Raw genomic sequence first — 21,289 nt, forward strand, 5'->3', positions numbered from 1 at the left:
ACATTGATTTATCCGATGTCATCGTCCCTTCCCTGTTATTTATTTTCGTAATAGATGGCTTTTATGATACTTGAACACTTAGGAATTCATTTAAGCCATCAAAATCCTTATTATCTAGATATCTATCAATCATATTTTCTTTATTAAATTGCATTATTTCAGAAAGTAACTTGATAATTTCATGACTGAACTTGTCTGGCATAGTGTGTTCGCATTTTCTTGACTCCTGAATATCTATAGTAAAATCTTCTCGACCTGTTACTTCAGCAGCATTCGCCTTTCTAATAATGAACTTTGTTGGGTTGCAATTGATCTCAGACTCATTAATATACCCTAGGAAATTTGCTAGTTGTTGTTTGCGTTGACTATCTACCCATACAATATCATTTATCTTAAGATCAGTATCATACGATCTAAAGTAATATGTTTTCTCACTTGTTGGCAAATCACTCAATCCTTCAAAGTTGACTTTAGCAATTAAAATTTTATCAAATGCCTTTAAATTGTTCTGATTATTTTTATTCTTTTCATTATGTATTATTGGATTTATAAAACTATGTATATTTGTAATTAATAATAATTGATATAACGGTAGTCGAATAAAACGTTTATCTTTCTGGAAAACAAAAACCTCAGATAAATTTTCAACTTGCTCTGTATCCAAGTTAACGATCATCTCTTTACATTCGATGGGAATGAAATGGAAAATCTCATTATCTTTTGAAACGGTTAAGTATTGATGAGCAAAAACTAAACGTAATTTATTACCAGTGACTTTTGTATAAAACGGTTTTAAATACTCAATTTTCATCATAATAATATCAGCTCCTTCTTTTATTGTATACATTTTATTTACATCCAGTTGGATTTAATACCATAATAATTTAACACAAATGTATATTCGCCATTCTTAATTTTTTCTTGATTTTGCTTCTCTAATATTTTAAAATCTAACTCTATGCCGAAATGCTCTTTATATTTTTGAGCAAATAATTCTCTACGTTTTCTAATAACTTCACTATATACTTCTTCCATAATCCATCTCCTCTCTATAAAATGCGACTATCATTTAGATATTTACTTTATATAGGCACCTATAGTCTTTGTGATTTTAATTTTTGCAATCCTAATTGGCATCTCAACATCAATATTGCCTTCCAATCCTTTTACAGATACCTCATTAAGAAAAGTACAAACAGTCTTAAAATAATCTAAATTACCACCTTCAAAATAGTCATTATCTTTAATAACTGAAATATCTACCTTCAACGTTTTTGTGTTCTGACTCCAATCAATAGAAGCTCCTTTTGAATCAACTAACCTGTATGCAAATTGCAATTTGAACACTCCTTTATTATGTATTTGTTTTTATAAAATGAAATTATTATTTAATATTTCTTCTAAAATCCTTTTTCCGAGGTGAATTCAATCCATCTAGCAGCTTCGTCTTCTAATACTTTGTTGTGTAAATTAATAATTTCTTCATATTTTTTCTTATCTTCATTAGACCCTTTGACTAATTCGCAGTCCATGAAATACTCAAAATCGTTACCAAATAAATGATAAATACTGTGAGCTTCCTTATTTTCTTTATCATAAATACCTGCATACGTAGATGTATAAACGTATATCCCATTATCTTCTTCAAAGTATTGAGGAGTCATCATGATGGTTTTACTAATTAAATCTTCTCGTTCAAACTCTTTACAGTATTCTTCACCAAATTTAATACTATCTCCACACTCAAATTTAAACATATAGTTACCTCCAATTTATATTTTCAAAACATCATTGTTTCACTTAAATTTAGCATTATTAATCATTTCGTTTTTATTTTTTTGAGCTTTTAATAAGTCTCCACTTAGCTCCATAAAATATTTACATTCAACTACACCAATTCCATTTACGACCTTAGTATCTTTAACTGAAACTCCACACCCACTAACTATCTTATCCATTTGACATTCATAACAAATTGACATTGTTCATTCCTCCTATTTTTATAATATCAACTTTTTATATAATAATCTTATTGCCACCAGTTTAATTCAATTAACCCATTATGATAATCGTTCAATAAACCAAGAAATACAGCACAGATGAATGCAGAGATAACCATTCTGATAAATCCTCTTCTTCGCTTCTTTTTCTTAGGAGGATATCCATCTTCGTCCATAGCACCCATGATATAAAGAAAATGAAATACAGTTGAAAACAAACTTGCTCCAAACAAAAATATAAGTATCGTTACCATCTACCTATCCTCATTTATGTATTTATTTAATTTTACTGTAATCAAAGTAGTTCAGCTCCGAATAACATCCTTTATACTTACTTAACTCGTCTTTCAATGGATTAATTCCTTTTCTAACTTTAGCTAATGCAATAGCTACATCCATTCCTAAATGTGTAAACTCATCAAAATCTACGATTGGCAAATCTTTATTTACTTTATTTACTAACCTTTTGTACTCTTTAGCGAACCCTCTACAAACTACGCCCACTTCACCATGACATCCCCAATTTACATTTTGTTTTCAGGTAAATCCAAAATTTCATTTACTGTTGGCAGACATCCTGTGTTTTCTGCATAAAACGCATCCTCATTTTGAGAAAATGGACATGTAACACATCCTCCTGAGCCGCAGCTTGATCGTTCTTTATTGTAATTCAAACTCATTCTTTATTCTCCTTTATAATATCGAATTATTTATTATTTATTATGTAGGTAATCCTTATTTAACCACTTATGAAAATGTTCATCTTTTTCTTTGTCTAAAACAGTAATTTGAGTCCAATACATCTTGTCGACTTCTACTCCATTAATGAAACCGCCATTTAACCAAACTGTATAATCATCTAAGCAGTATTCATCGATTAATTCTCTATGAAATATCAACTTCGGCTCTGTTTCCACTAATCTTTTTATTGAACTTACTATTTTAGCAACCTTATATTGAAAATCTACCAATAGATCAACATAGTATGCCTCTTTAATTTCTTTTGTGAATTGAATATCAAAGGTGTCTAGATCCTTTACGTACAACATTCCAACTTGAAAATAAATTTTAGAATTAATTACCTTCAAATATAAACCCCTTTCTTCAAATATGTATTTCTTATTTAATTGCACGTAATATTATTTCTTATATTAACAGTAGAATACAGTATATTTTCTTCAATACTGTCAACTTCTTCAACAATTACATTTATTCTACTTTCTTCTTTAAAATTGATATTTTTCATAGCAATAGCTTTTGCGCTTTTCCAATCCGTAGATTTTACAATAAATCCTTTTTCTTCAGTGTTACAGTACCAATCTTTTTTGTAGACATAAAACAATTTAATATCATTACTTACCACTTCTGAATTACTTAAAATATCACTTATTTCATAATAAGAACCTTCCAAGTGTAAAGTTAAATCACTATATCCTTGCTTTTTGATCATTAAGTTCATTGCGCTCCAAATTACATCCTTTGCCTGATTTAATTGAAGTGCAGCTTCTTTTGTAATTTTATTATCCATTGACTACCTCTTTCCAAAAGTATTATTGGTTGGTGATTTCTTTCACATAACCTATTGTTTCGTCTACTCCTTTCCTAAATCCATTGTTATGGACTTGAATAAGTAATTGATTAAAGAAATCTATTTTTATTACTGAATCATTAATTGAATTAAGAGTATTTACATCGTTTTCACTAAGTCCTAGTTTATATAACCTTTCTAATTATCATTTATTTTCTCAATTTCTATATTTAATTTAAATGTTTTATCTAAATTACCACCCATGAAGGTATTTTTATAAATCCACATTGTAACTTCTTTAACCATGGAATCCTTATCGATTATAAATTCCTTCTTACAGTCATTTCCAACATCATTATTATCTATTGACAAACTCTCCTTTCATAAATTCGAATATTATTAAATTACCTTATATACATTAACTGCATTAACTGTAATACTTTCAACAGTTAAGTTATCTTCATAGACTTCTGTAATTTTGAAATACTCATTGTTGTTTACGATAATGTCATTCTCATTTAAAATGTCTGAACTAAAAATAGTGAAGCAGTTATTCTCCTTACTTCCTGATCTCTTATCTACGTATACATAATACTCAAAAAAGTTTTTGCCATTTTTCATTTTAATTTCTCCATTCTATTTTTTATTTTGTAAAATACGAATATCGTTTAATGCTTTAATTCTTATTTAGCACCATTAAATTTTCATTATCATCGAAGTGAATTACAAATACCTCAAATTCCTTATCATAATAAATTTCTTCATCATCAGTTCCTTTTCTACTGATGAACTTTTTTACTAGAATAATCTCTTTTTTAATTTCTTTGATATTACTGTATCTGTGAGGCAATAATGATCCGACATTCCCAAGATATTTTGGTGTATCATATTCTTTGAGCTTTTTTAATCGTCTATTTAGATGATTCTCTCCAAGCTTATTTTCTCCAATTGGTACAATTTGATAAGGTTTACTGAAAGTAAATGCCCATACTTTATTGTCCACTCCGAACCCTTCTTTAATTTCAATCACGTGCTCTCCTCCTAATATTTAGTAATGTTTGACTTCTTAACCTAAGTATAATTAACAAAATACATAAAATCAAGTATTAATTATGTATTTCTTTATTTAATTTTATAAAAGGGAAATATTATAAAAGAAAAAGCCACCCATTTAATAATGAGTGACTGTTAATCATCTATTTTAGATACTTTCTTCATGAGCTTTATTAAAATTAAATCCTTTAAACGAAACGATTCTCAATGAACCAGTACTCGTTTTCTCAAGATACTGTACTTTACAGAATAAGCTTGGTTCTATCCACATTATATCACGTTCTACATTTGTTATTATCTGTTTAGCAATTTCCCTGAAAGCTGTTTTCTCTTCAGGTTTAAAGCCAAACTCTACATTCGCAAGAGGTCTATATTTACCGTTACTTAATTGAGTACCCACTATCATTGTAAAAGGATTCTCTTTATATCCTAAGATAACAGTATCCATTACTTTAAAGTGTTTATACTTCAACCAATCATGTGATCGATGGTTAGTTTTGTAAGTCGAATTACTTCGCTTTCCTACGATACCTTCCATACCTCTATCCTTAGTTAACTGAAATATATCGTTGCCATTGCCTGTGACCGATGGAGTAACAAGTAAACTATTTGAAGGTTCGATTATTGATGATAATATTTCCTTACGTTCTATAAGTGTTTTATTCATATGTGACTTACCAGTAGCTAATACATCAAATGCTATAAAAGTAGCCGCATTAGTTAAAGTTGCTTGATCAATCTTATCTTTATTTGAAAGTCTACCTCTGTAAGCAAAATCTTCAAATACTGATACACCATTTCTCAGTACTACGCCTTCACAATCAATAATTGCTGTGTCTTCCTTAATTGACTTTCCAACAGTTTGTAGCTCTGGAAACTTAGAAGTTACATTGTTGCCATGTCGTGTATATGCCTCTACTCGCTCACCTTGTTTATGCAAAAGGATGCGCCAACCATCCCATTTTATATCGTAAATCCACTCTGGATTATCTATTATTTCATTATTGTTACCCATGTGAAGTAACATTGGTTTAATTGGAGTAAATAACATTACTATTTCCCCCTCATAAACCATTATCTCATGCCATATATACTAAAAACACATGTAAATGAAGGTACTAGTGGTAATTACAAATTCAACTTTTCATTAATATAATTATTTATAAGTTGTTCAACCTTTGTTTTTAAGGCTTGTTGAGCATATCGTAAATCAACATCATCACCTGCTGTAGCAATTTTCACATCACTAAAGTACTCATCTATCTTAGTCCATCCCACAATTCGTATTTTTTGCTGTGCAAGCTGTCTTTTCAGATTAAAACATTCATTACGTAAATCCTTTAATAATGAATCCATTAATGGGAGAAATACATTTTTCAATTTAAATTGTTCTGTCTTCAGATAATCAACCTGCAACGATTTGACAGCTAAATCTAACAATAAAAATTTGTGTACAAGCTGTCGTTGCTCTGAATTAATCATCTATATTTACCATTGATACTTTTTGTATCTGATCAAATGTAATACGTTTTATTGAAATATCCATATCCAAGAGTAATTCCTTATGAAATGCATTAATAGCAGTAATCATTCCTACAACATCATGTAATTTATTGTCACTCCACAAGGTTATTTTGACTTCTTCATGTAATTTATAGGCTCTCTGCACTGTTTGTTCAATCTCTTCTAGTTCCCATTCAGTTAAATCACGTTGTTTATCATGGAATTGCTCTTGCTTCCATTCCTTAATTTTCACCAAATGCTCAGGCAGCATCAATGCTGTCCATTTCATATTTCCACGGTCATTTAACATAAACTCTCTCCTCCAGAAAAAGAACGTTTGTTTGTATATATTATAGAGTATTTGTTCAGATTTATGCAACGGAAATATTACAAATAAAAAAAGAGAGTCAAAAAGACCATCCTCCAAATATGTATTTATTTAAATAAAAGATAACTATTATCAAATCACTTATTCATCATCTCAATCACTTTGGTTAATTCTGACAAAGATATGCTAATTTCTTTACCATGTGAGGCGAAGAACAACACATCATCTGTACCGTCATATTTGGTAATGCTTAGTTTGCCATCTTCAATTTCTACATCATCTACATGTTCAACATTCAACAATACTTCAATCATACTTAATTACCTCTCATTTCTAAAAACTGATTTGTAATTGACTCAGTTCGATCATTCATTATTTGTAGCAGCTCATCAATATGTAACGGTTCTCCAAAAGGTTTATAACTAAGTAATGGTGAATCAACTCCTAAATTTAGCTGATTATCATATTTGTTAGGTTGTGAGTGAATATGACCTGAAACAGACCACTTATTAGGACGTAATCCAATTTCCATTGGGTAATGTGTAAGCCACATATTTTGCTTCTGATATTTCATTTTCATTCCTACAGTATGTAATTCCTTAATATAACCTTCTTCTAACATTCGTTTGACTACTTTATCATCATCATGATTGCCTTGAATCAACACTTTATCTCCGTTTAATCGTGGTAAAATATCAATCCATTTTGAATATCCTCCAAATACAAAATCGCCTAGATGGTAAACTAAGTCACCTTTCTTTACAACTTTATTCCAAGCTTCAATCATACCTACGTTCATTTCTTCTAAAGTTGAGTATGGTCGATTTTCAAATGTTAAAATGTTCTTATGATGGAAATGCGAATCACTTGTAAGCCACGTATTCATATTATAATTTCCTCCTCTATCGTTTCATTGTAATGCTTGTGCCTGCTTTTACATCTCCTTCAACATTACCGCAGCTAACTGAAGTTCCTGCTTTAACTGAACCTTTTATATTTTGGCATGTAATAGATGATCCACTTTTAACATCTCCAAGTACATCTCCTTTGATCGTTGCAGAAGATCCTGTTTCTAATTTATTTATATTTCCATCTACAATAATATGTACGTCTCCTGATAATTCATCTGTCTCAATGACATTACCATCAACATATATTTTATTATTTATTACTGAAATATTATTACCTTTTACATTTACTGTTTTACCATTAATTGTTACTGAATTAAATGATTTTCCAAACATGACTTCATCTCCTTATTGTTTTTCACAAACTATATCTTCATATGCTTCTGGATTTGTTGTTATTGAATATCCAGTAAAGAATACCCCTACAATAAATGATAACAACGCCACTAATATAAAAGCCGAAATCAAACCTACACTAATCCATGATTTTGCAAAATTGCTCATTATGTATTACTCCTTTTAATGTTTTCTAATCCTTCAATAAAGTACAGTAAGTCCTCATATACTTCTGCTTTGATTTCTGCCTTCTTATCATATCTAGCATTATCATATGTATGTGTTAGTGATAATTCAATGTGGTACTTTAACCATTCAAATTTTGTTTTCTTCATATCTCACTACCTTTTATGTATTTTTAACATTTAAATCACAAATATTTTTATCATTCCATTTAATCTTTTTAACGTATTTCTCTTTGTCATTTCTTACCAAATATGAATCTAACCAAATTTTTAAGCTTGTTTCGTTAGGATTTAATCTGCTGCTTATATTCACAGATGATCCTGTATAAACATACTTCTTTTTTAATTCAATTATTTCTCCATTAATCTCCATGCCTAACTTCTTAACATCTTCAACAGGTATTAATTGAAGTACGTATCCTAATATTGCATAAGTTGATGCTAGTAAGAATCCACCAATACCATTCGTATATGTAATTGATGATATATATCCATTTTTAAAATAGTAATCAACTTTAAATGTTTTAGACTTAATAGATGCAATGTGTGATCCCATATATTCTTGACCTTCTTTAGTAAATAATAAAGGGAATTTATATTTACTTTTTTCTCTCTTTTCTAAAAGTAGCTTCCTACCTGATTTAATCTTCAATATGTATATTCCCCCTAAATTTGTACTTCCCATAAATACAGTGCTGTATTGTAAATAAAGGATTTTTTATTGATTTCTACATTATGTATTACCTATAAATACATTATTTCTAATAATATTCTCATTTTATCTAACAATACCGTTCCACTCTTTAAATTTCTTTTTGTTAATAACATCTTCTTTATTTAACAGATAACTACAAGATGATTCGTATGCAAATACAGCACTTTCAGTAGCTAAAACAAAATCATAGTATTCCTGTGTATTTGATTTATATTTTTTAAAGTATAAAGTTGTTAACTTGTTCGAGAACCATGATTTCTTTTTGTAGATAGTGACATCTATACTAGAATAGCTGTGATCAATAGCATCTATCCATTTTTCAATTCCAATTAAATATTTATTACCTTTGGAACTAATGACAGGAAACTTTTTCAATAAAATTCTCTCCATTCAACTTCATAATAGGCTCGTATTATGTAATTATTAATAAGTAATATAAGATATGAGAGTGTCTGTAAATGACTGTTTATATACACTCATTATGTGCATCATCCAAGCTATATCCTTATTTGATTTTTGAAGTTTTAAAAAACGATTAAAATCTTCATCTGACAATTCTAAACTGTATTTGTTAGCATAATTTTTCACTTCATCGAAATGCCATTTCGAATAAGTATCCTTCACCAATTCATCTTCCAAGTGCTCATATTGAATTGCGTACTTCAAATCATCAACCTTCTTTCGTTTACATAATACTTTGTTTTTATTGAAACTCTTTCTTCAAATAATATAGTTGCTCGAAACACCAATCTAAATCAGAAAAATCAGGTTTTCTATAATTATTTTCAAAACAAATTTTACTTTTTTCTGTTTTTCGAACTGAAATACTCATCATAATCTGCTCAATGTTATGTAAAACTTCATTCACTTTATCTTTTATCTCATATTCTATATCGTCTATTTTCCTAACAATTGATACTTCACAATGATGTGTCTTTGGGTGAGACTTTACTTGACGTAATGCCTCATCAATAATGTCTTCTGGTGAAGTGTTCTTATTTAGAATTACACGTACATCCTTCCATAACTTCTTATATCCAACTCCTTTTAATCCACTAAAAATTGATACATTAAACTCGTAAAATTCCATAGTCAATCCTCCAAGTCGTCATAACAACAGCTGCATAATCCACTATGATACTGTTCAGTCCATATTTGTACTTCACAATCATCTCCGCAATTCTTACAAATTATTTCCTCGTGCATAAAATTAACCTCCTAAATTTTATAAAATGACTGTATTATAATAAACCGTATTTATTTACTAACGATAATAATTGTTTTGGTTCTAAGTAATACTTATCGTAATCAGAACGCACAATGAATACCTTGTCAAAATCATCGTATTTATTAATAGTAAATTTAATTTTATTAGAAAAATCCGACCATATTGCAACCTGATTACTAGGAGCATTAAAGCTCGTTCCTTCTAAAAATTTATATACTCCATATAGTTCATTATTTAATTCCTCTATCTTATTAATAGCTAAAATTGCTTCTTCTGTACTCACTCAAAACACTCCTTTTATGTATTTTTAATGATAGAGCGATATCATTGAAAAAATGTGTCTTTAACTATCTCCCAAAAAGAACGCTTATATAATTTATCGCTAATCATTTTTCTAAACTCTGGAATAAAGTTATTCATTTTTTCTATTTCTGCATTTAATAATTCACTGTGGTCTTTATTTTTATTAACTATATCCTTCATAACATAAACACTGTAGTTCTCATCATCATTATGTAAAATACTTTCAACTTTATGTTCTACATCATTTTTTATGTATTTGTCACCTATCTTCATTTCATTTCCTGTATATAACCACTTTTCCTCTTTTTCTTCTCTAACATATTTTATAAAAAGAGCATATCTAATTGAGCCGAAATACACATATTGTACGTAGTATTCCGAACCTTTATAATCTATCCCACGGTTACATTTGAAATAATTTTTCTTATCGTAACTAGGGTAATTTTCAATGTATTTTGCTAGTACATACCAATCTCTCATTGACTCCTCCATTTCTTTTTATAAAAATCCAATATTATTTAACTTCAAATGATTTAATTACATTCCATTCTAAGGCGAACTTCATGCGTTCTTCTTTACTATATTCAAGTGGGTTCATATGATTCAACCATTCATTTGGATAGCCTAATGCATTGATATAGATATTTGTTCCATCCGTATTGTAATATTTATTTTGTTCATGAACATGTCCTGTTACTACATGTTTAGCTTTGATATTTTCTAATTCATTTAAATAACATGATGTACTATCATATTTAATATGACTCTGCAAAATATCCGGTGGAACATGGGTAACAAGAATATCTACTTCTTCCATGTACTCGTATTTGAAAGTTTCATATGAATGTTCTGCAACGACATCAAGCTTTTTTATTAATTTAGAATCATTAGAAATATTGTTAAAGAAGTCAATGTCTTTTTGTTCTTGCAGAGGATACCACAAAGTTGATCCGGCTATTTTTATGCGATTATATGAGAACTCTTCAAAATCATATAAATGAGTTACATTATTTAAAGATGGTATCAGCTTCATTAATTCAAACTCTCTATTTATACTATTGTTCTTATATTTTTTATTCTGACCTCCACTAATTAAATAGTAATCATGATTACCCATTACAAAGAATACATGCTCATACTGCTTTGAAAAGTATTCTAAGCACCACTTAGATTGAATATTGTAATGAGATAAATCTCCTGCAATAACTAATACTTCCCCTTTGTTATCCGGCAACAACTTCTCTAAAAATAAATGAGTTTTGTTTTCCCATTTACCGTAATTTCCGTTATGTCGAATATGAAAATCCAAATGCAAATCAGAAATGTAGTCTACTTTCATTTTGCCAATCCTTTAATATGTATTTTTAATAATAAATCTAATTTATTCAATTCTTGGTAAGTGCTCTTTAAATCTTTCATAATTATCAATAACCCATTTATCTGGTGCTACCCATCCATTAGAAGTATACCTAACCTCTTTATCATATGGCGGTAATTTTGAAATTAAGTAAAGTGCAGAACCATGTTCGAACGGTACATTTTTCTTATTCCAAATTGACTCGTACCCATAACATTTATCTGCATCTGAAGATATAAGTGATTGAGAATAAGGAATGTGCTCATTTAAATTAAGATTTCTTAGGACTATTTGAAAATTAACATCTAACCATTCGTAAGTATTCACTACAATAACCTCCTGCCATTTCAATAATAAGTCTCTTTAATTAATTTTAATTATTCTCATACATCTCAATTAATTTGTCGAATTGTTCTTCCAAGTCTTTCAATTTGTTTTGAAATTTGATATTTTCACAAGTAGCTCCAATACTATATCCAATAATTAACGTAGATATAATAAGTATTATTCTTTTTATTTTTTCTAATGATAATCTAATTTTCATTATTTTTTCCACCTTATTTTAATTTAAAAATGGACAGAAGTTTCTATTATTAGTGATTTCTTTATACGTTTCTTCTGTTACATTCGTTACTATATATCCGACATCTTTAAAACGTTGAATCATTCGACTCTCGTCATCTGCGATCCTATTATCAATTGTTATGACAGCAATTCCTTTTGGATTAAAAATAATTGTATATGGTTTATTCATAAACTCTCTCCTTACATGTTATAATTTATTTGAGGTGTTCACTTGGATAATAAATTTGGAAATAATTTAAAATATCTAAGAAAATCTAAATCATTAACTCAACAAGAGATGGCTGATATTTTAAGTATTCCAAGACAAGGTTACGCTAAATATGAGAACAGCTTAGGTGAACCAGATATTTCAACTCTCACTAAACTAGCTGATTATTTTAATATTAATGTCGATTCAATTCTTGGTAGACATTCTAATTGCGGCAATTTAAATTTGGATAGCACCAAACTATCTAGTTTTTATGAATAATTATTACACTCTGACGAGGAATTGATTGATAAAATTATCACCATTTGGAATGTTATTAAAAAGTAGCATTCCTACTACATCATTTGTTAAACAATAAATAGTTTATGCCTGCACTTATTAATCAACTTTTTATTCAAATGAGTGTAACTGTATATTTTCTTCATTTCTTGTTTTTCTTCTAATCGTTTCAAGCTAGCACTTCTCCATCCATAAGGGAAATAACTACCCTCTCTTTCGCAAATGACATTTAGAGATATCCCACTAATTGAACTTTTTATTTCTACTATATCTCCAACATGATAATCCTTGTATCCACTGTACGTACCTATAACTCCGCAGCTACCAGTTAACACATGTTCTAACTTATTAATTACAATATGATTCACTGTATTAATCTTCCTCCTTAATTATGTAATTAGAAACCTTTTAAGGTTAATATAACGATGACAATAGGAATAAGTGCTATTATCATTCCTAACATACAACCGAAACGCTCTCTTTCTTTCAAGTCCACGTCACAACTCTCCTTTCATGAAAGTTTAGTATTACGTAATTACTCTAAATAACCGATCTCTTTAGCATAATTGATTATTTCTTCCTGTATTTCATCACCGTGACCCCAATCACCACTGTACAAACCACCATAACCATGTTTACCATTACTGGATTTACCAGTTCGTACGAATATACTGAAATCGCAAACCAATGCCCATAAAGTACCTCCATGTGAGAATCCGTCATGTGGATATCCACTGTATGCATAAACTTCTTTACTCGTGTATGCGTCTACAAAATAAATTCTGTTATTTTTCAATTTCAGGTAAGCTGTTTGTGGTTCTCCAGTCATCCTATTTCTCTCTCGATAGAAAAACCTACGACCACGTTCTGAAATAAATTTTATTAGATTATTGATAGCTGCTAGTCGCATTTCTTTTGTTTCGTTCAACTACACCACTCCTTATTATGTATTTAATTTTATAAAAGCATGATATTACTTAATATTCTTCACTTGCTCAATTACTTTATTGTAAGTAATTAATTTAGTTAAATATATATCTAAATAATCCCCATTTCCTTGTAACCCTTGTGATTCACTTATTGCTTCACCATTTTTAATTACATTCTCTAAATTATTTAAAGTATTTCTTAGGGAATTGATTTGTGCTAATACTCTAAGTTCAGCCTGATCTCTTTCAGCTTCCATCATCATTAAAGTTGATTCTTTATTCATTTTAAATTCCTCACTTTCTTTTTATGCAATCTAATTAAACAGTAACCCATATATCATGCTTATCGCACAAGTCATAAAACTGTGAAAGCCTGTCATCCACTAATTCATCAATATTGCTAATCCAATTTTCACCTTTTATATAATCCATTAACGCAGCTTCTCCTGCATATGTGTCAGATTCAATTGTTCCAAGCAATTCTTCAAATTCTTCTTTGTCATACTCATCTAACTTAAATGAATTTGAATTATTTGAAATACGTTTTACTATACTTTCTAATTCTTGTAGAATTTTAAATGATTCTCCTTCATCAATCAATACTCGTAAGTGCTTTCCGTTAACTTGTGATTTCCATTCTCTCATTTCGATTCTTCCTTTTCCAAATAGATATTTCCTTTAATTTCATAACTCTCACCACATTCTAATTGTCTCCAAGATTCAAAATCATCTCTCTGCTCATACCAACCTATAGGCATCCCAAGACAACCTTCTACACTGTTATCTACCCATGTAATAATCCATTTTTTATCAGACCCTTCAATTGTCGTATAATCTCCTTCGTAAATAATATTACCTGAAGCATCTCTAAAGCTTCTTAACTCAGTCACGTTTACTCCTCCTCTTAATTTAAATAATATATTGGTTTCATTTAATTTCTATTTGCTAAAACTTCTTGATATGCTTCAGCATAATTAGACATCTGTCCTTCAGTAAGTACTGGATCAAATTCAGTTGCAAATTGCTGCAAGCGACTAGCAATATCAATTAAGAAATTAATATCATCGTAATTAATCTCACTCATTAACCCATTTTCTGATAATCCTTTTATGTATTGAATTCTTTCTTGTTCGTTCATCATTTCAATCACTCCTTTTATTATTTAACTAAATATTACCACACAAATTTGTTTATTACAACATATTTTATGTATTTTATTATATAAAAAAGAAGTAAGATAAATTCATCCTACTCCCAATACTTTATTTTAATTTACTTAACGTGACCATATCACAAAATTACGCTTCATCTCGTTTTTACAACGACGTGAATATTCTGCGCTTTCGTACTTATCCCAAATTGTTTCCCCTTCTACTTCTGACAAATACTTTCTTCCTGCGTTTAAACTATTAGCTACCTTTTCATGATATTTAAATACATTAACTGACTTAGTATTAGAATTGTTTGAAAAGAAACCCATAATATAACAACACTCCTTTTCCGTTGATTATAACATAACTACTTCTTAATTGAACGAAGTGTAATTATAAAGGCTTTAGCTAATATCAATTCTTCATCAGTTGCATACTCTCCATCACCTAATGAAATACGATCATTTTGTGATCGATTGCTAGGATGTGTATTTTTGCTATATTTAGTATTCATGATAGTATCAAATTCGTTACGTATACTAACTGGTGATTTTTCTCCATAAGTTTGAACGGTATCAATAATAGTCTCTTCTCTTAGTCTAAATAATTCTTCTTCTGAAACTTGATAAACTGCAGCCAATTTAAGCAGTAAGTCTGAAGACGGCATTCTCTTTGCACGTTCACATAAACTAATGGCTTGAGCTGAATATCCTGTACGATTAGAGACTTCCTCCATAGTAAGCTTATTTGACTTACGGAACACTTTTATACTTCTCCCAATTATAGGACTTAAATAATAAAACTCTCTTGAATCAACATTTTTATTATTTGACATAAAATCACCCTTCTGTTTAAAAAGCTAATAAATAAACTAGCTGTTTATGTAGAAGATATCATTTTAAACTTCTTGAGTCAATTTCACATCATTAATATTAAACAATACAAATATATTATTAAGTATTAGTTTTCACTCTTCATAATCTTTAAGGCTCTTTTAATTTTCAGCAATTCTTTAAAAGTTTGTAAAAATTCTTTTTCGGTATCAAGTTTAATATCTGTTCCAAAATAGTACTGTCTATTTATTAATTTTGATATCTTTTGGGAAGTATTCCAATCTAAATCAAATTTCTTATCATTACCATCTGATTTTAGTTTAATTATATTTGGATTTTCATAATTTATTGCAGTTATTGTATTTTTCAATATCTTGTTATAATCCATTATCCCACTCCTATAATCTATATTCAGTCCATTCATATGTAATACTTTCACTTACCCCATCCAAATTTTCCTCAGCAAATTTCATAATATCTTCACTGTGCTTTAATTTATTTAAATTACCAAAAGCTCTTTTTTGTAATTCTCAATCCTTTTTATCATCGTATGATTTTATGTATCCTTTTATTGAATCATCATAAGAAGATGGCTTTTTATTACTTATTTCATAAACCTTAAAACGATCATCATAGCTTAGATACGATTGTCTATCAAAAAATAAATCAATTATTACCTCTAATGAATAATTATGATATTTCTTGTACATTCGCTTCATTTCACTTATTTTATTTGAATAAACATTTTTGTCATAACTAGATACGTAAAATATAGGGGTTCTTTCTGTCCCATTATCTCTAGTACCTCTACCAGTTTTAATTACTATACTACCTTTAAAATCTCCAGTTATATTAATAGTTAGTATCATATTATTTTCTTCACAATCAGACTTCTCATATCTGTTTTCATATTTAATTTCTGATATAACTGACTCTACGAGTTCTGTACTATCAATGATAGGCGTAATCTCTTTCTTTAATTCTTCTCTACTAATTGGACTGAATCCATGAATTATCTTTTCAAGATTATCAGCCAGTTCCCATACAGCATAATGCTTTTTTCTTTCACTACTTAAGATTTCTTTAAACCTTTTTTCCCATTTAGCCAAAAAATCACTCCTTTAGTTTTTTATAAAACGTGACTATTATTTAACTTTATTCATATAGCATAATTTAATTAACTCTGCTTTTTCTTCTGTATTAAATTCCATAGATTTATCAATCAATTCTACAAATTTCAAGTCTTTATTCTCACGATTCAAAAGGTATTCTTTTTGGACTTCTTTATTAAACTTCAGTAAGTACAACTCAGAATATCCATTTTCTGAAATACCTTGTTTTAAACTTTCACCAACATGCTCGCTTTTAAGGAGTTCTGGATACTTTCCGACAATTGATTTGTAATTAATAGCACCACTTTTAGTTGGAGACAGCAATTTTAATACTTTATCTATAGGAACGTCTTGATAGTAAACTAACTTCATAAAATACGAAATGTGTGATGCCTCGTTATGTAATTTTTCTAGTAATAAATCGAATAACTCATCATCTTCAATCAGTAGTTTATTTTTCAGAAGTAATTGGAAAGGAATTTCTACATAAGACTCACGCTTGAATACAGTCTCCAAATCAAAGTTATGTCTGCGATGGTACGTATAATAAAAACCCATGTTACCTTCGTAAATTTGACCGTTACATACATATAATTGACCTGAATTATTCAAACATAACTTTAGTTGCTGTTTATTATAATGACTAGGAAGTATTATATCTTTTGCCCAGTTAGGGTACTCGATATTGAAAATGTTAAATAGATTTAAAATTTCATTTTTATTGTCAAAGTAGCGACAGAGGATTTTAAACCACATTGGAATTTCTTCACTACGCATACCACTAAATGAAATATCAGTAGGATTATAATTCAAGTTGCAAATAACCGCACTTTCAATTGTCTCAATAGTTATGTTATCAGAGAATGATTTTATCGCTTCTAGTTGTTTTAATTTAGAAAGTAGCTCACTACTTTCAGCTTTTAATTTTATATGATCATCACTTAGTTTTACATAATTCTTTTTTAAATTCTCATATTTCCCAACATAGCTCTCTACTTGAGCTTCTACTTCCATTTGAATTGCTTTTGCAATAACATCATTAACCATTACTCCATTCCTCCGTTTTATGTATTTTTAAACTTTAATAAAAGAATCAATTTATTTAATTAATCACAATACGGAACAACAACTCCATCTTTCACAACCATCATTTGAGTTGGAGCAGAAGATGTGCTGCTACCAGTACCTCTGACATATGTATAGTAGCAACCTGTATCTTTATGTTTTAGTATAACTGCGTCACCATTGTGTACTCTATCTACTGACATTACATTCATCTCACCTTGATCACTAGCGTATACATTTCCCTCATCACTTTGACTACATCCAAATAAAATTGTAAATCCTAACATTCCTACTAATACTAATTTTCGTTTCATTATGTATTTCCTCCTTTAATAATACTTCCAAAAATCAGCAAACCATTCGTAATTATCTTTGTTGTCGGAATCCCAAATAGAAACTCCGTTTTTTAATCTTCTTACTTTCCCACCATTCTCCCACCCTTGAGCTTCCATTGCTTCTACATGCATATCTCTTTCTTCTCGTGTGTTATATGTAAATTCCAATATCTCTTGATGCATTATTTGTTTCATTCATAATTCCTCCTTTTAATAAAACTCCTCTTTTACTTAATAATTATCTTTAAACGATCCGATTACTTTTACTACCGATTCGATGACTTTATTGAAGAATTCCTCATTATACGAATCTAAATCTCCTGTCAACCTACTGCCCCACATAATACGTAATTCATCTGGAGAAAATCCCATTGTATCATCACAATTCATTGATAGTTCCTTGATGAAATTTCGCTTATCATAATTAATACCATCATTTAAATAATCGATAATCTCTTGCAGCTTTTCATTCATTTACCTCTTCCTCCTTTAGTTTTATAAAACGGTTCTATTAACTAATTTAATTACTTCTTATAATCATATTAACACCACATTTTACTCATTTCAATATATTCATGTATTTTATTATATAAAATAAACATGTCCTTTTTGAAGCAGCATAATTAAATTGTTTAGTGCATATAATAAAGGTTGATATATCTTAATTTTAAAATCAAAGGATGTGATAACTTTGGAAATACTTACTCAAGATTCTTTAGATAAACAAATGTTAGAGAAATATAATTTAAATAATTGTGTAAATTCAACCACAATTAAAGAAAGCTTTACTGTTAGATTAATTGCATATGCATTAGTATTATCCTCTGGTTATATGATGAAAATTGAATTGTTCGATTATTCATTATCACTAAATAAAACATTTATACTTGTTATTTTATCCTTTTTATTGGTTATCCCCATACATGAGTTATGTCATTATATTCCTTTTAAAGCGTTTGGGTATGAGCCTAAATTAAATATATTATCCAACACTGTTAACGGAGCAATAAAAAGAGAAGATTTGATGATTATTTCAATATCACCATTAATGATTATTTCTTCCTTCTTAGTTATTTTAATGACTATTTTTACTTCTTTCATACCACTGCTCGTAATGATCCTTGGAATTCATTTGCTCACTTGTATTAATGATCTAGCACAATTTAGTATAGCGAAGAAATTCCAAAAGTGCTGTTATATAGGAGTTGCTAACAAAACTGAGTACAGAGGATATTTATAAGTTCTGTACTCAGTAACTTCAAAAATATTTATCTTTATTTAATACTATCCTATTATTTAATACCTTAACTGACCTACTACCTCTTCCTTATTTAATTGCTCACCCATCTGTAATAGTAAATTTCTAAAAGGTACAAAATCACCGTAATTAGAGTATCCTGCTGAATATGTATATGTACGTGGTTTACGTAAGTTATGTCGTTGATATTCTATGTAGCGTTTAGCTTCGTCTACCCCATTTATATTGTGCATTGTTATCAATTACCTTTACGAATGTATATTCATTTATCTTATTGAACTCTTCCATGACTTTATTAAAGAAACTTTCGTTGATATCCTTACGATTCAATATTTTACTTATCTTTCTTGCTTTAGACTTGAAATTTGTAAAATATTTGATTGCACGATATGGATCAATATACTCTTCAGTATCTACATAATCAGCAATGACTACGTATGATTCATTGTCATAAATGCTTTTGCATTGATATTTATAAATTTCTTTTGAGAGTAACTTTGCAGCATATTCTGGAGTCACTTTACGCTTAAGCCGTTCGTATTTATACTTCTCAAATTTATCAATTAGCCATGCTAACGGATACATGATTTTGTAATATGTATTGAGAGATTTTGATTTAAATTTTTTAATCTTCTTATGTGTTGAAGGCTTCATATTAATTCCCCTTATTTATGTATTTTTATAATAAATCACTTTTATGGAAATAGTTCATGCGTTAATTCAGATATATCTAAATCGATTTCTTCATTTGAATAATATTTATTTAGAACTTTATTTACTTTATTGATATACTTTTTCTTTGAAATACCATCTATGTGATAACTGTGCCACACTTCCGATATTTCATGAATATATCCTCTAAGAACTTTTATCTCATTAGCTAATTCTTCTTTAGTAGGACTTGTTTCAATCACCTGAATCCCCCTTATTTTCTACTTACAAATTGTTCATAATTGTTAATTGCCTTACTTACATCATCAAATGTGAATCCGTCTGGACAAGGTGCAATATCACCTATGTCAAACTCACCATCAAGTAAAAAACTTGTCTAGCAATTTATCAGCTTCTCTAGCTTTTATAATATTGTCTGAAATATGAGATCCACTCCACCACATATAAAACTCTTTATCTTTATAATACCATTTACAATAATATGAGTTATCTTTCCAATAACAACCTAAAGATTCCCATCTTTTAGTGATTTCTATATATTCCTCTGCGTCCAATTCCCATTGTAGTTTTTGTTTCGGTTTTGTTAACTTCTTTATTTGTCTTTCTATTGCTCTAACTTTCATCTTGAAATCATATGTATTGTCTAAACTTTTATAATGATTCAATAGAAATTCACACTCTACTAAATCACAATTGTATGGACTTTTATTGATTAACTCTAATATATTCAAGGTGCATTCAATCCTTTTGTTATGTATTTTTTTATATAATATTCAGTTATTATTTAATTGCGTTTAGCTTAGTTACTAATTTTTCAAGAGTTTTAAAATCCCTACAATCTAAAGCTTCATCAATTAATTTTTGAATATCTTTTGTGCTATCAACAGTCGTTTCACTTATAATTGGGGCAAGAGAATTTACTTGTTTGATATATGGAAATTCATTTTCTTTTATCCACAATTCTGTTTTGTTATTGGTAATTATAATGTCTCTATCTCCAACAGTATTAGTTATTTTGTAATCAACTCCTTCGTAAAATCCATTCTCTTCAGCATTATCTACTCTATTAATGTTCACTATAGCTATGTGATCTCCCACTTTATATTCACATCTTTCTGCAATTGTTATATGTTCAATATTAGGCATATCTGAATCAAATAGCAGAATACTTTTTCCATAAACCTCAATATAAAAAGGCACCTTTAGATACTCCTAATTTTGTAACGAAATAAGGCACTCCATTTTCTAATGCTTTCCTATTTTCAGATGACGATATTTTTTCTTTGTCATTTATGATTACAATATCTCCTTCATACACTACATCATTGCTCATAGGTTCTCTCCTCCTAATCATTCTTATAATATCTATCTTTTATTTAACTTTTAATATTATTTGCAATTGATTTTAGCTATCTTAA

52 protein-coding genes are annotated in these 21,289 nt (G+C 29.0%); 2 read left to right on the forward strand and 50 right to left on the reverse strand.

Going from position 1 to position 21,289, the window contains the following annotated elements; genetic code table 11:
- Positions 1 to 61: 61 nt before the first annotated feature.
- The 31 genes from FJQ98_RS27610 to FJQ98_RS16340 form a co-directional block, all read right to left on the reverse strand.
- On the reverse strand, positions 62 to 847 hold the full coding sequence (locus FJQ98_RS27610) for a hypothetical protein (protein ID WP_425492658.1): 786 nt from the start codon (positions 845 to 847) through the stop codon (positions 62 to 64).
- 5 nt (positions 848 to 852) lie between these two features.
- Positions 853 to 1,035 (reverse strand): hypothetical protein, encoded by a 183-nt coding sequence (locus FJQ98_RS16195; protein ID WP_053595744.1) that lies wholly within the window; start codon positions 1,033 to 1,035, stop codon positions 853 to 855.
- Positions 1,036 to 1,077: 42 nt separating this feature from the next.
- Positions 1,078 to 1,338 (reverse strand): hypothetical protein, encoded by a 261-nt coding sequence (locus FJQ98_RS16200; protein ID WP_053595743.1) that lies wholly within the window; start codon positions 1,336 to 1,338, stop codon positions 1,078 to 1,080.
- A gap of 62 nt (positions 1,339 to 1,400) precedes the next feature.
- On the reverse strand, positions 1,401 to 1,757 hold the full coding sequence (locus FJQ98_RS16205; protein WP_053595742.1) for a hypothetical protein: 357 nt from the start codon (positions 1,755 to 1,757) through the stop codon (positions 1,401 to 1,403).
- Positions 1,758 to 1,796: 39 nt separating this feature from the next.
- A complete protein-coding gene (locus FJQ98_RS16210; RefSeq protein ID WP_053595741.1) occupies positions 1,797 to 1,982 on the reverse strand; it encodes a hypothetical protein in 186 nt (61 codons plus the stop codon).
- A 47-nt stretch (positions 1,983 to 2,029) separates the two neighbouring features.
- Positions 2,030 to 2,254: a hypothetical protein gene (locus FJQ98_RS16215; RefSeq protein WP_053595740.1), complete on the reverse strand. Its 225-nt coding sequence runs from the start codon at positions 2,252 to 2,254 to the stop codon at positions 2,030 to 2,032.
- Positions 2,255 to 2,276: 22 nt separating this feature from the next.
- Entirely contained in the window at positions 2,277 to 2,504 is a 228-nt protein-coding gene (locus FJQ98_RS16220) for a hypothetical protein (RefSeq protein WP_053595739.1), read from the reverse strand.
- 20 nt (positions 2,505 to 2,524) lie between these two features.
- Positions 2,525 to 2,680 (reverse strand): hypothetical protein, encoded by a 156-nt coding sequence (locus tag FJQ98_RS16225; protein WP_158003055.1) that lies wholly within the window; start codon positions 2,678 to 2,680, stop codon positions 2,525 to 2,527.
- A 33-nt stretch (positions 2,681 to 2,713) separates the two neighbouring features.
- Entirely contained in the window at positions 2,714 to 3,088 is a 375-nt protein-coding gene (locus FJQ98_RS16230) for a hypothetical protein (protein ID WP_053595738.1), read from the reverse strand.
- Between the two features lie 35 nt (positions 3,089 to 3,123).
- The gene (locus FJQ98_RS16235) at positions 3,124 to 3,528 is read right to left on the reverse strand and encodes a hypothetical protein (RefSeq protein WP_053595737.1); all 405 of its coding nucleotides are present in this window, start codon (positions 3,526 to 3,528) and stop codon (positions 3,124 to 3,126) included.
- A gap of 198 nt (positions 3,529 to 3,726) precedes the next feature.
- A complete protein-coding gene (locus FJQ98_RS16240; protein WP_158003054.1) occupies positions 3,727 to 3,900 on the reverse strand; it encodes a hypothetical protein in 174 nt (57 codons plus the stop codon).
- 27 nt (positions 3,901 to 3,927) lie between these two features.
- Entirely contained in the window at positions 3,928 to 4,149 is a 222-nt protein-coding gene (locus FJQ98_RS16245) for a hypothetical protein (RefSeq protein WP_053595736.1), read from the reverse strand.
- A 55-nt stretch (positions 4,150 to 4,204) separates the two neighbouring features.
- On the reverse strand, positions 4,205 to 4,558 hold the full coding sequence (locus tag FJQ98_RS16250) for a hypothetical protein (RefSeq protein WP_053595735.1): 354 nt from the start codon (positions 4,556 to 4,558) through the stop codon (positions 4,205 to 4,207).
- Positions 4,559 to 4,729: 171 nt separating this feature from the next.
- Positions 4,730 to 5,632 carry an ATP-dependent DNA ligase gene (locus FJQ98_RS16255; RefSeq protein ID WP_053595734.1) on the reverse strand — a complete coding sequence of 301 codons (903 nt, stop codon included), beginning with the start codon at positions 5,630 to 5,632 and terminating at the stop codon, positions 4,730 to 4,732.
- A 77-nt stretch (positions 5,633 to 5,709) separates the two neighbouring features.
- Positions 5,710 to 6,063 (reverse strand): YhjD family protein, encoded by a 354-nt coding sequence (locus FJQ98_RS16260; RefSeq protein ID WP_053595733.1) that lies wholly within the window; start codon positions 6,061 to 6,063, stop codon positions 5,710 to 5,712.
- A complete protein-coding gene (locus tag FJQ98_RS16265) occupies positions 6,056 to 6,394 on the reverse strand; it encodes a YolD-like family protein (protein ID WP_053595732.1) in 339 nt (112 codons plus the stop codon). Before FJQ98_RS16265 ends, FJQ98_RS16260 begins: the two co-directional genes overlap by 8 nt.
- Positions 6,395 to 6,549: 155 nt before the next feature.
- Positions 6,550 to 6,726, reverse strand: a complete 177-nt coding sequence (locus tag FJQ98_RS16270) for a hypothetical protein (RefSeq protein WP_158003053.1) — start codon at positions 6,724 to 6,726, stop codon at positions 6,550 to 6,552.
- Positions 6,727 to 6,728: 2 nt separating this feature from the next.
- Positions 6,729 to 7,298 (reverse strand): metallophosphoesterase, encoded by a 570-nt coding sequence (locus FJQ98_RS16275; protein WP_053595731.1) that lies wholly within the window; start codon positions 7,296 to 7,298, stop codon positions 6,729 to 6,731.
- 16 nt (positions 7,299 to 7,314) lie between these two features.
- Entirely contained in the window at positions 7,315 to 7,656 is a 342-nt protein-coding gene (locus FJQ98_RS16280; RefSeq protein ID WP_053595730.1) for a hypothetical protein, read from the reverse strand.
- A gap of 12 nt (positions 7,657 to 7,668) precedes the next feature.
- Entirely contained in the window at positions 7,669 to 7,824 is a 156-nt protein-coding gene (locus FJQ98_RS16285) for a hypothetical protein (RefSeq protein ID WP_158003052.1), read from the reverse strand.
- Positions 7,824 to 7,991: a hypothetical protein gene (locus FJQ98_RS16290; protein ID WP_158003051.1), complete on the reverse strand. Its 168-nt coding sequence runs from the start codon at positions 7,989 to 7,991 to the stop codon at positions 7,824 to 7,826. The genes FJQ98_RS16285 and FJQ98_RS16290 overlap by 1 nt, the downstream gene beginning before the upstream one ends.
- Positions 7,992 to 8,004: 13 nt before the next feature.
- The gene (locus FJQ98_RS16295; protein ID WP_053595729.1) at positions 8,005 to 8,493 is read right to left on the reverse strand and encodes a hypothetical protein; all 489 of its coding nucleotides are present in this window, start codon (positions 8,491 to 8,493) and stop codon (positions 8,005 to 8,007) included.
- Positions 8,494 to 8,619: 126 nt separating this feature from the next.
- Positions 8,620 to 8,931: a hypothetical protein gene (locus FJQ98_RS16300; RefSeq protein WP_053595728.1), complete on the reverse strand. Its 312-nt coding sequence runs from the start codon at positions 8,929 to 8,931 to the stop codon at positions 8,620 to 8,622.
- A 48-nt stretch (positions 8,932 to 8,979) separates the two neighbouring features.
- On the reverse strand, positions 8,980 to 9,222 hold the full coding sequence (locus tag FJQ98_RS16305; protein ID WP_053595727.1) for a hypothetical protein: 243 nt from the start codon (positions 9,220 to 9,222) through the stop codon (positions 8,980 to 8,982).
- A gap of 37 nt (positions 9,223 to 9,259) precedes the next feature.
- Positions 9,260 to 9,646 carry a hypothetical protein gene (locus FJQ98_RS16310; protein ID WP_053595726.1) on the reverse strand — a complete coding sequence of 129 codons (387 nt, stop codon included), beginning with the start codon at positions 9,644 to 9,646 and terminating at the stop codon, positions 9,260 to 9,262.
- Positions 9,647 to 9,797: 151 nt separating this feature from the next.
- Entirely contained in the window at positions 9,798 to 10,067 is a 270-nt protein-coding gene (locus FJQ98_RS16315; RefSeq protein ID WP_053595725.1) for a hypothetical protein, read from the reverse strand.
- Positions 10,068 to 10,108: 41 nt separating this feature from the next.
- Entirely contained in the window at positions 10,109 to 10,567 is a 459-nt protein-coding gene (locus FJQ98_RS16320) for a hypothetical protein (RefSeq protein ID WP_053595724.1), read from the reverse strand.
- Positions 10,568 to 10,601: 34 nt separating this feature from the next.
- Positions 10,602 to 11,426 (reverse strand): metallophosphoesterase family protein, encoded by an 825-nt coding sequence (locus tag FJQ98_RS16325; protein WP_201406482.1) that lies wholly within the window; start codon positions 11,424 to 11,426, stop codon positions 10,602 to 10,604.
- Positions 11,427 to 11,468: 42 nt separating this feature from the next.
- Positions 11,469 to 11,771, reverse strand: coding sequence for a hypothetical protein (locus FJQ98_RS16330; RefSeq protein ID WP_053595722.1), 303 nt, complete (start codon positions 11,769 to 11,771; stop codon positions 11,469 to 11,471).
- Between the two features lie 46 nt (positions 11,772 to 11,817).
- The gene (locus tag FJQ98_RS16335) at positions 11,818 to 11,988 is read right to left on the reverse strand and encodes a hypothetical protein (protein WP_158003050.1); all 171 of its coding nucleotides are present in this window, start codon (positions 11,986 to 11,988) and stop codon (positions 11,818 to 11,820) included.
- A gap of 18 nt (positions 11,989 to 12,006) precedes the next feature.
- Positions 12,007 to 12,198 carry a hypothetical protein gene (locus tag FJQ98_RS16340; RefSeq protein WP_201406483.1) on the reverse strand — a complete coding sequence of 64 codons (192 nt, stop codon included), beginning with the start codon at positions 12,196 to 12,198 and terminating at the stop codon, positions 12,007 to 12,009.
- 42 nt (positions 12,199 to 12,240) lie between these two features.
- On the opposite strand from FJQ98_RS16340, the gene FJQ98_RS16345 reads away from it, so the two are divergent.
- The gene (locus FJQ98_RS16345; protein ID WP_075807289.1) at positions 12,241 to 12,498 is read left to right on the forward strand and encodes a helix-turn-helix transcriptional regulator; all 258 of its coding nucleotides are present in this window, start codon (positions 12,241 to 12,243) and stop codon (positions 12,496 to 12,498) included.
- Positions 12,499 to 12,584: 86 nt separating this feature from the next.
- On the opposite strand, the gene FJQ98_RS16350 is transcribed toward FJQ98_RS16345, so the two are convergent.
- From FJQ98_RS16350 to FJQ98_RS16410, 13 genes are all read right to left on the reverse strand, one after another.
- Complete coding sequence (locus tag FJQ98_RS16350; protein WP_053595720.1) at positions 12,585 to 12,884, reverse strand: hypothetical protein; 300 nt, start codon at positions 12,882 to 12,884, stop codon at positions 12,585 to 12,587.
- 167 nt (positions 12,885 to 13,051) lie between these two features.
- Positions 13,052 to 13,444, reverse strand: coding sequence for a hypothetical protein (locus FJQ98_RS16355; RefSeq protein WP_053595719.1), 393 nt, complete (start codon positions 13,442 to 13,444; stop codon positions 13,052 to 13,054).
- Positions 13,445 to 13,489: 45 nt separating this feature from the next.
- Positions 13,490 to 13,729, reverse strand: a complete 240-nt coding sequence (locus FJQ98_RS16360; protein ID WP_053595718.1) for a hypothetical protein — start codon at positions 13,727 to 13,729, stop codon at positions 13,490 to 13,492.
- Between the two features lie 34 nt (positions 13,730 to 13,763).
- Positions 13,764 to 14,090 (reverse strand): hypothetical protein, encoded by a 327-nt coding sequence (locus FJQ98_RS16365; RefSeq protein ID WP_053595717.1) that lies wholly within the window; start codon positions 14,088 to 14,090, stop codon positions 13,764 to 13,766.
- Entirely contained in the window at positions 14,087 to 14,335 is a 249-nt protein-coding gene (locus FJQ98_RS16370; RefSeq protein ID WP_053595716.1) for a hypothetical protein, read from the reverse strand. The genes FJQ98_RS16365 and FJQ98_RS16370 overlap by 4 nt, the downstream gene beginning before the upstream one ends.
- Positions 14,336 to 14,376: 41 nt before the next feature.
- The gene (locus FJQ98_RS16375) at positions 14,377 to 14,586 is read right to left on the reverse strand and encodes a hypothetical protein (protein ID WP_053595715.1); all 210 of its coding nucleotides are present in this window, start codon (positions 14,584 to 14,586) and stop codon (positions 14,377 to 14,379) included.
- Positions 14,587 to 14,963: 377 nt separating this feature from the next.
- A complete protein-coding gene (locus FJQ98_RS16380; protein WP_053595713.1) occupies positions 14,964 to 15,431 on the reverse strand; it encodes a helix-turn-helix domain-containing protein in 468 nt (155 codons plus the stop codon).
- A gap of 125 nt (positions 15,432 to 15,556) precedes the next feature.
- Positions 15,557 to 15,817 carry a hypothetical protein gene (locus FJQ98_RS16385; RefSeq protein ID WP_053595712.1) on the reverse strand — a complete coding sequence of 87 codons (261 nt, stop codon included), beginning with the start codon at positions 15,815 to 15,817 and terminating at the stop codon, positions 15,557 to 15,559.
- A 142-nt stretch (positions 15,818 to 15,959) separates the two neighbouring features.
- Positions 15,960 to 16,538, reverse strand: coding sequence for a hypothetical protein (locus tag FJQ98_RS16390; protein ID WP_053595711.1), 579 nt, complete (start codon positions 16,536 to 16,538; stop codon positions 15,960 to 15,962).
- Positions 16,539 to 16,574: 36 nt separating this feature from the next.
- Entirely contained in the window at positions 16,575 to 17,588 is a 1,014-nt protein-coding gene (locus FJQ98_RS16395) for a hypothetical protein (RefSeq protein ID WP_053595710.1), read from the reverse strand.
- Positions 17,589 to 17,647: 59 nt separating this feature from the next.
- Positions 17,648 to 17,920 carry a hypothetical protein gene (locus tag FJQ98_RS16400; protein WP_053595709.1) on the reverse strand — a complete coding sequence of 91 codons (273 nt, stop codon included), beginning with the start codon at positions 17,918 to 17,920 and terminating at the stop codon, positions 17,648 to 17,650.
- A gap of 15 nt (positions 17,921 to 17,935) precedes the next feature.
- Positions 17,936 to 18,136 (reverse strand): hypothetical protein, encoded by a 201-nt coding sequence (locus FJQ98_RS16405; RefSeq protein WP_053595708.1) that lies wholly within the window; start codon positions 18,134 to 18,136, stop codon positions 17,936 to 17,938.
- A 36-nt stretch (positions 18,137 to 18,172) separates the two neighbouring features.
- Positions 18,173 to 18,415, reverse strand: a complete 243-nt coding sequence (locus tag FJQ98_RS16410) for a hypothetical protein (RefSeq protein WP_053595707.1) — start codon at positions 18,413 to 18,415, stop codon at positions 18,173 to 18,175.
- A gap of 217 nt (positions 18,416 to 18,632) precedes the next feature.
- Between FJQ98_RS16410 and FJQ98_RS16415 the strand changes: the two genes are divergently transcribed.
- Positions 18,633 to 19,181, forward strand: coding sequence for a DUF3267 domain-containing protein (locus FJQ98_RS16415; protein ID WP_053595706.1), 549 nt, complete (start codon positions 18,633 to 18,635; stop codon positions 19,179 to 19,181).
- Between the two features lie 56 nt (positions 19,182 to 19,237).
- Here FJQ98_RS16415 and FJQ98_RS16420 read toward each other — a convergent pair whose 3' ends face one another.
- The 6 genes from FJQ98_RS16420 to FJQ98_RS16445 form a co-directional block, all read right to left on the reverse strand.
- Positions 19,238 to 19,432, reverse strand: a complete 195-nt coding sequence (locus FJQ98_RS16420; protein WP_143114912.1) for a hypothetical protein — start codon at positions 19,430 to 19,432, stop codon at positions 19,238 to 19,240.
- Entirely contained in the window at positions 19,401 to 19,853 is a 453-nt protein-coding gene (locus FJQ98_RS16425) for a hypothetical protein (RefSeq protein WP_053595705.1), read from the reverse strand. The genes FJQ98_RS16420 and FJQ98_RS16425 overlap by 32 nt, the downstream gene beginning before the upstream one ends.
- Before the next feature lie 41 nt (positions 19,854 to 19,894).
- Positions 19,895 to 20,113, reverse strand: a complete 219-nt coding sequence (locus tag FJQ98_RS16430) for a hypothetical protein (RefSeq protein WP_053595704.1) — start codon at positions 20,111 to 20,113, stop codon at positions 19,895 to 19,897.
- A gap of 117 nt (positions 20,114 to 20,230) precedes the next feature.
- Complete coding sequence (locus tag FJQ98_RS16435; protein ID WP_053595703.1) at positions 20,231 to 20,602, reverse strand: hypothetical protein; 372 nt, start codon at positions 20,600 to 20,602, stop codon at positions 20,231 to 20,233.
- A gap of 49 nt (positions 20,603 to 20,651) precedes the next feature.
- On the reverse strand, positions 20,652 to 21,071 hold the full coding sequence (locus FJQ98_RS16440) for a hypothetical protein (protein WP_053595702.1): 420 nt from the start codon (positions 21,069 to 21,071) through the stop codon (positions 20,652 to 20,654).
- A complete protein-coding gene (locus tag FJQ98_RS16445) occupies positions 21,055 to 21,204 on the reverse strand; it encodes a hypothetical protein (RefSeq protein ID WP_158003048.1) in 150 nt (49 codons plus the stop codon). Before FJQ98_RS16445 ends, FJQ98_RS16440 begins: the two co-directional genes overlap by 17 nt.
- Between the last annotated feature and the right edge of the window lie 85 nt (positions 21,205 to 21,289).

Origin of the sequence: Lysinibacillus agricola (assembly GCF_016638705.1) — a bacterium.
Taxonomy (GTDB): Bacteria; Bacillota; Bacilli; order Bacillales_A; family Planococcaceae; genus Lysinibacillus; species Lysinibacillus agricola.

Bases quoted from the DNA above. Each gene is read 5' to 3' on its own strand.
- FJQ98_RS27610 (WP_425492658.1), bottom strand. From the start codon at position 847: ATGTATACAATAAAAGAAGGAGCTGATATTATTATGATGAAAATTGAG.
- FJQ98_RS16195 (WP_053595744.1), bottom strand. From the start codon at position 1,035: ATGGAAGAAGTATATAGTGAAGTTATTAGAAAACGTAGAGAATTATTT.
- FJQ98_RS16205 (WP_053595742.1), bottom strand. From the start codon at position 1,757: ATGTTTAAATTTGAGTGTGGAGATAGTATTAAATTTGGTGAAGAATAC.
- FJQ98_RS16210 (WP_053595741.1), bottom strand. From the start codon at position 1,982: ATGTCAATTTGTTATGAATGTCAAATGGATAAGATAGTTAGTGGGTGT.
- FJQ98_RS16215 (WP_053595740.1), bottom strand. From the start codon at position 2,254: ATGGTAACGATACTTATATTTTTGTTTGGAGCAAGTTTGTTTTCAACT.
- FJQ98_RS16225 (WP_158003055.1), bottom strand. From the start codon at position 2,680: ATGAGTTTGAATTACAATAAAGAACGATCAAGCTGCGGCTCAGGAGGA.
- FJQ98_RS16235 (WP_053595737.1), bottom strand. From the start codon at position 3,528: ATGGATAATAAAATTACAAAAGAAGCTGCACTTCAATTAAATCAGGCA.
- FJQ98_RS16245 (WP_053595736.1), bottom strand. From the start codon at position 4,149: ATGAAAAATGGCAAAAACTTTTTTGAGTATTATGTATACGTAGATAAG.
- FJQ98_RS16255 (WP_053595734.1), bottom strand. From the start codon at position 5,632: ATGTTATTTACTCCAATTAAACCAATGTTACTTCACATGGGTAACAAT.
- FJQ98_RS16260 (WP_053595733.1), bottom strand. From the start codon at position 6,063: ATGATTAATTCAGAGCAACGACAGCTTGTACACAAATTTTTATTGTTA.
- FJQ98_RS16265 (WP_053595732.1), bottom strand. From the start codon at position 6,394: ATGTTAAATGACCGTGGAAATATGAAATGGACAGCATTGATGCTGCCT.
- FJQ98_RS16270 (WP_158003053.1), bottom strand. From the start codon at position 6,726: ATGATTGAAGTATTGTTGAATGTTGAACATGTAGATGATGTAGAAATT.
- FJQ98_RS16275 (WP_053595731.1), bottom strand. From the start codon at position 7,298: ATGAATACGTGGCTTACAAGTGATTCGCATTTCCATCATAAGAACATT.
- FJQ98_RS16280 (WP_053595730.1), bottom strand. From the start codon at position 7,656: ATGTTTGGAAAATCATTTAATTCAGTAACAATTAATGGTAAAACAGTA.
- FJQ98_RS16285 (WP_158003052.1), bottom strand. From the start codon at position 7,824: ATGAGCAATTTTGCAAAATCATGGATTAGTGTAGGTTTGATTTCGGCT.
- FJQ98_RS16290 (WP_158003051.1), bottom strand. From the start codon at position 7,991: ATGAAGAAAACAAAATTTGAATGGTTAAAGTACCACATTGAATTATCA.
- FJQ98_RS16310 (WP_053595726.1), bottom strand. From the start codon at position 9,646: ATGGAATTTTACGAGTTTAATGTATCAATTTTTAGTGGATTAAAAGGA.
- FJQ98_RS16320 (WP_053595724.1), bottom strand. From the start codon at position 10,567: ATGAGAGATTGGTATGTACTAGCAAAATACATTGAAAATTACCCTAGT.
- FJQ98_RS16325 (WP_201406482.1), bottom strand. From the start codon at position 11,426: ATGAAAGTAGACTACATTTCTGATTTGCATTTGGATTTTCATATTCGA.
- FJQ98_RS16335 (WP_158003050.1), bottom strand. From the start codon at position 11,988: ATGAAAATTAGATTATCATTAGAAAAAATAAAAAGAATAATACTTATT.
- FJQ98_RS16340 (WP_201406483.1), bottom strand. From the start codon at position 12,198: ATGAATAAACCATATACAATTATTTTTAATCCAAAAGGAATTGCTGTC.
- FJQ98_RS16360 (WP_053595718.1), bottom strand. From the start codon at position 13,729: ATGAATAAAGAATCAACTTTAATGATGATGGAAGCTGAAAGAGATCAG.
- FJQ98_RS16365 (WP_053595717.1), bottom strand. From the start codon at position 14,090: ATGAGAGAATGGAAATCACAAGTTAACGGAAAGCACTTACGAGTATTG.
- FJQ98_RS16375 (WP_053595715.1), bottom strand. From the start codon at position 14,586: ATGATGAACGAACAAGAAAGAATTCAATACATAAAAGGATTATCAGAA.
- FJQ98_RS16380 (WP_053595713.1), bottom strand. From the start codon at position 15,431: ATGTCAAATAATAAAAATGTTGATTCAAGAGAGTTTTATTATTTAAGT.
- FJQ98_RS16385 (WP_053595712.1), bottom strand. From the start codon at position 15,817: ATGGATTATAACAAGATATTGAAAAATACAATAACTGCAATAAATTAT.
- FJQ98_RS16395 (WP_053595710.1), bottom strand. From the start codon at position 17,588: ATGGTTAATGATGTTATTGCAAAAGCAATTCAAATGGAAGTAGAAGCT.
- FJQ98_RS16400 (WP_053595709.1), bottom strand. From the start codon at position 17,920: ATGAAACGAAAATTAGTATTAGTAGGAATGTTAGGATTTACAATTTTA.
- FJQ98_RS16405 (WP_053595708.1), bottom strand. From the start codon at position 18,136: ATGAAACAAATAATGCATCAAGAGATATTGGAATTTACATATAACACA.
- FJQ98_RS16410 (WP_053595707.1), bottom strand. From the start codon at position 18,415: ATGAATGAAAAGCTGCAAGAGATTATCGATTATTTAAATGATGGTATT.
- FJQ98_RS16420 (WP_143114912.1), bottom strand. From the start codon at position 19,432: ATGCACAATATAAATGGGGTAGACGAAGCTAAACGCTACATAGAATAT.
- FJQ98_RS16425 (WP_053595705.1), bottom strand. From the start codon at position 19,853: ATGAAGCCTTCAACACATAAGAAGATTAAAAAATTTAAATCAAAATCT.
- FJQ98_RS16445 (WP_158003048.1), bottom strand. From the start codon at position 21,204: ATGAGCAATGATGTAGTGTATGAAGGAGATATTGTAATCATAAATGAC.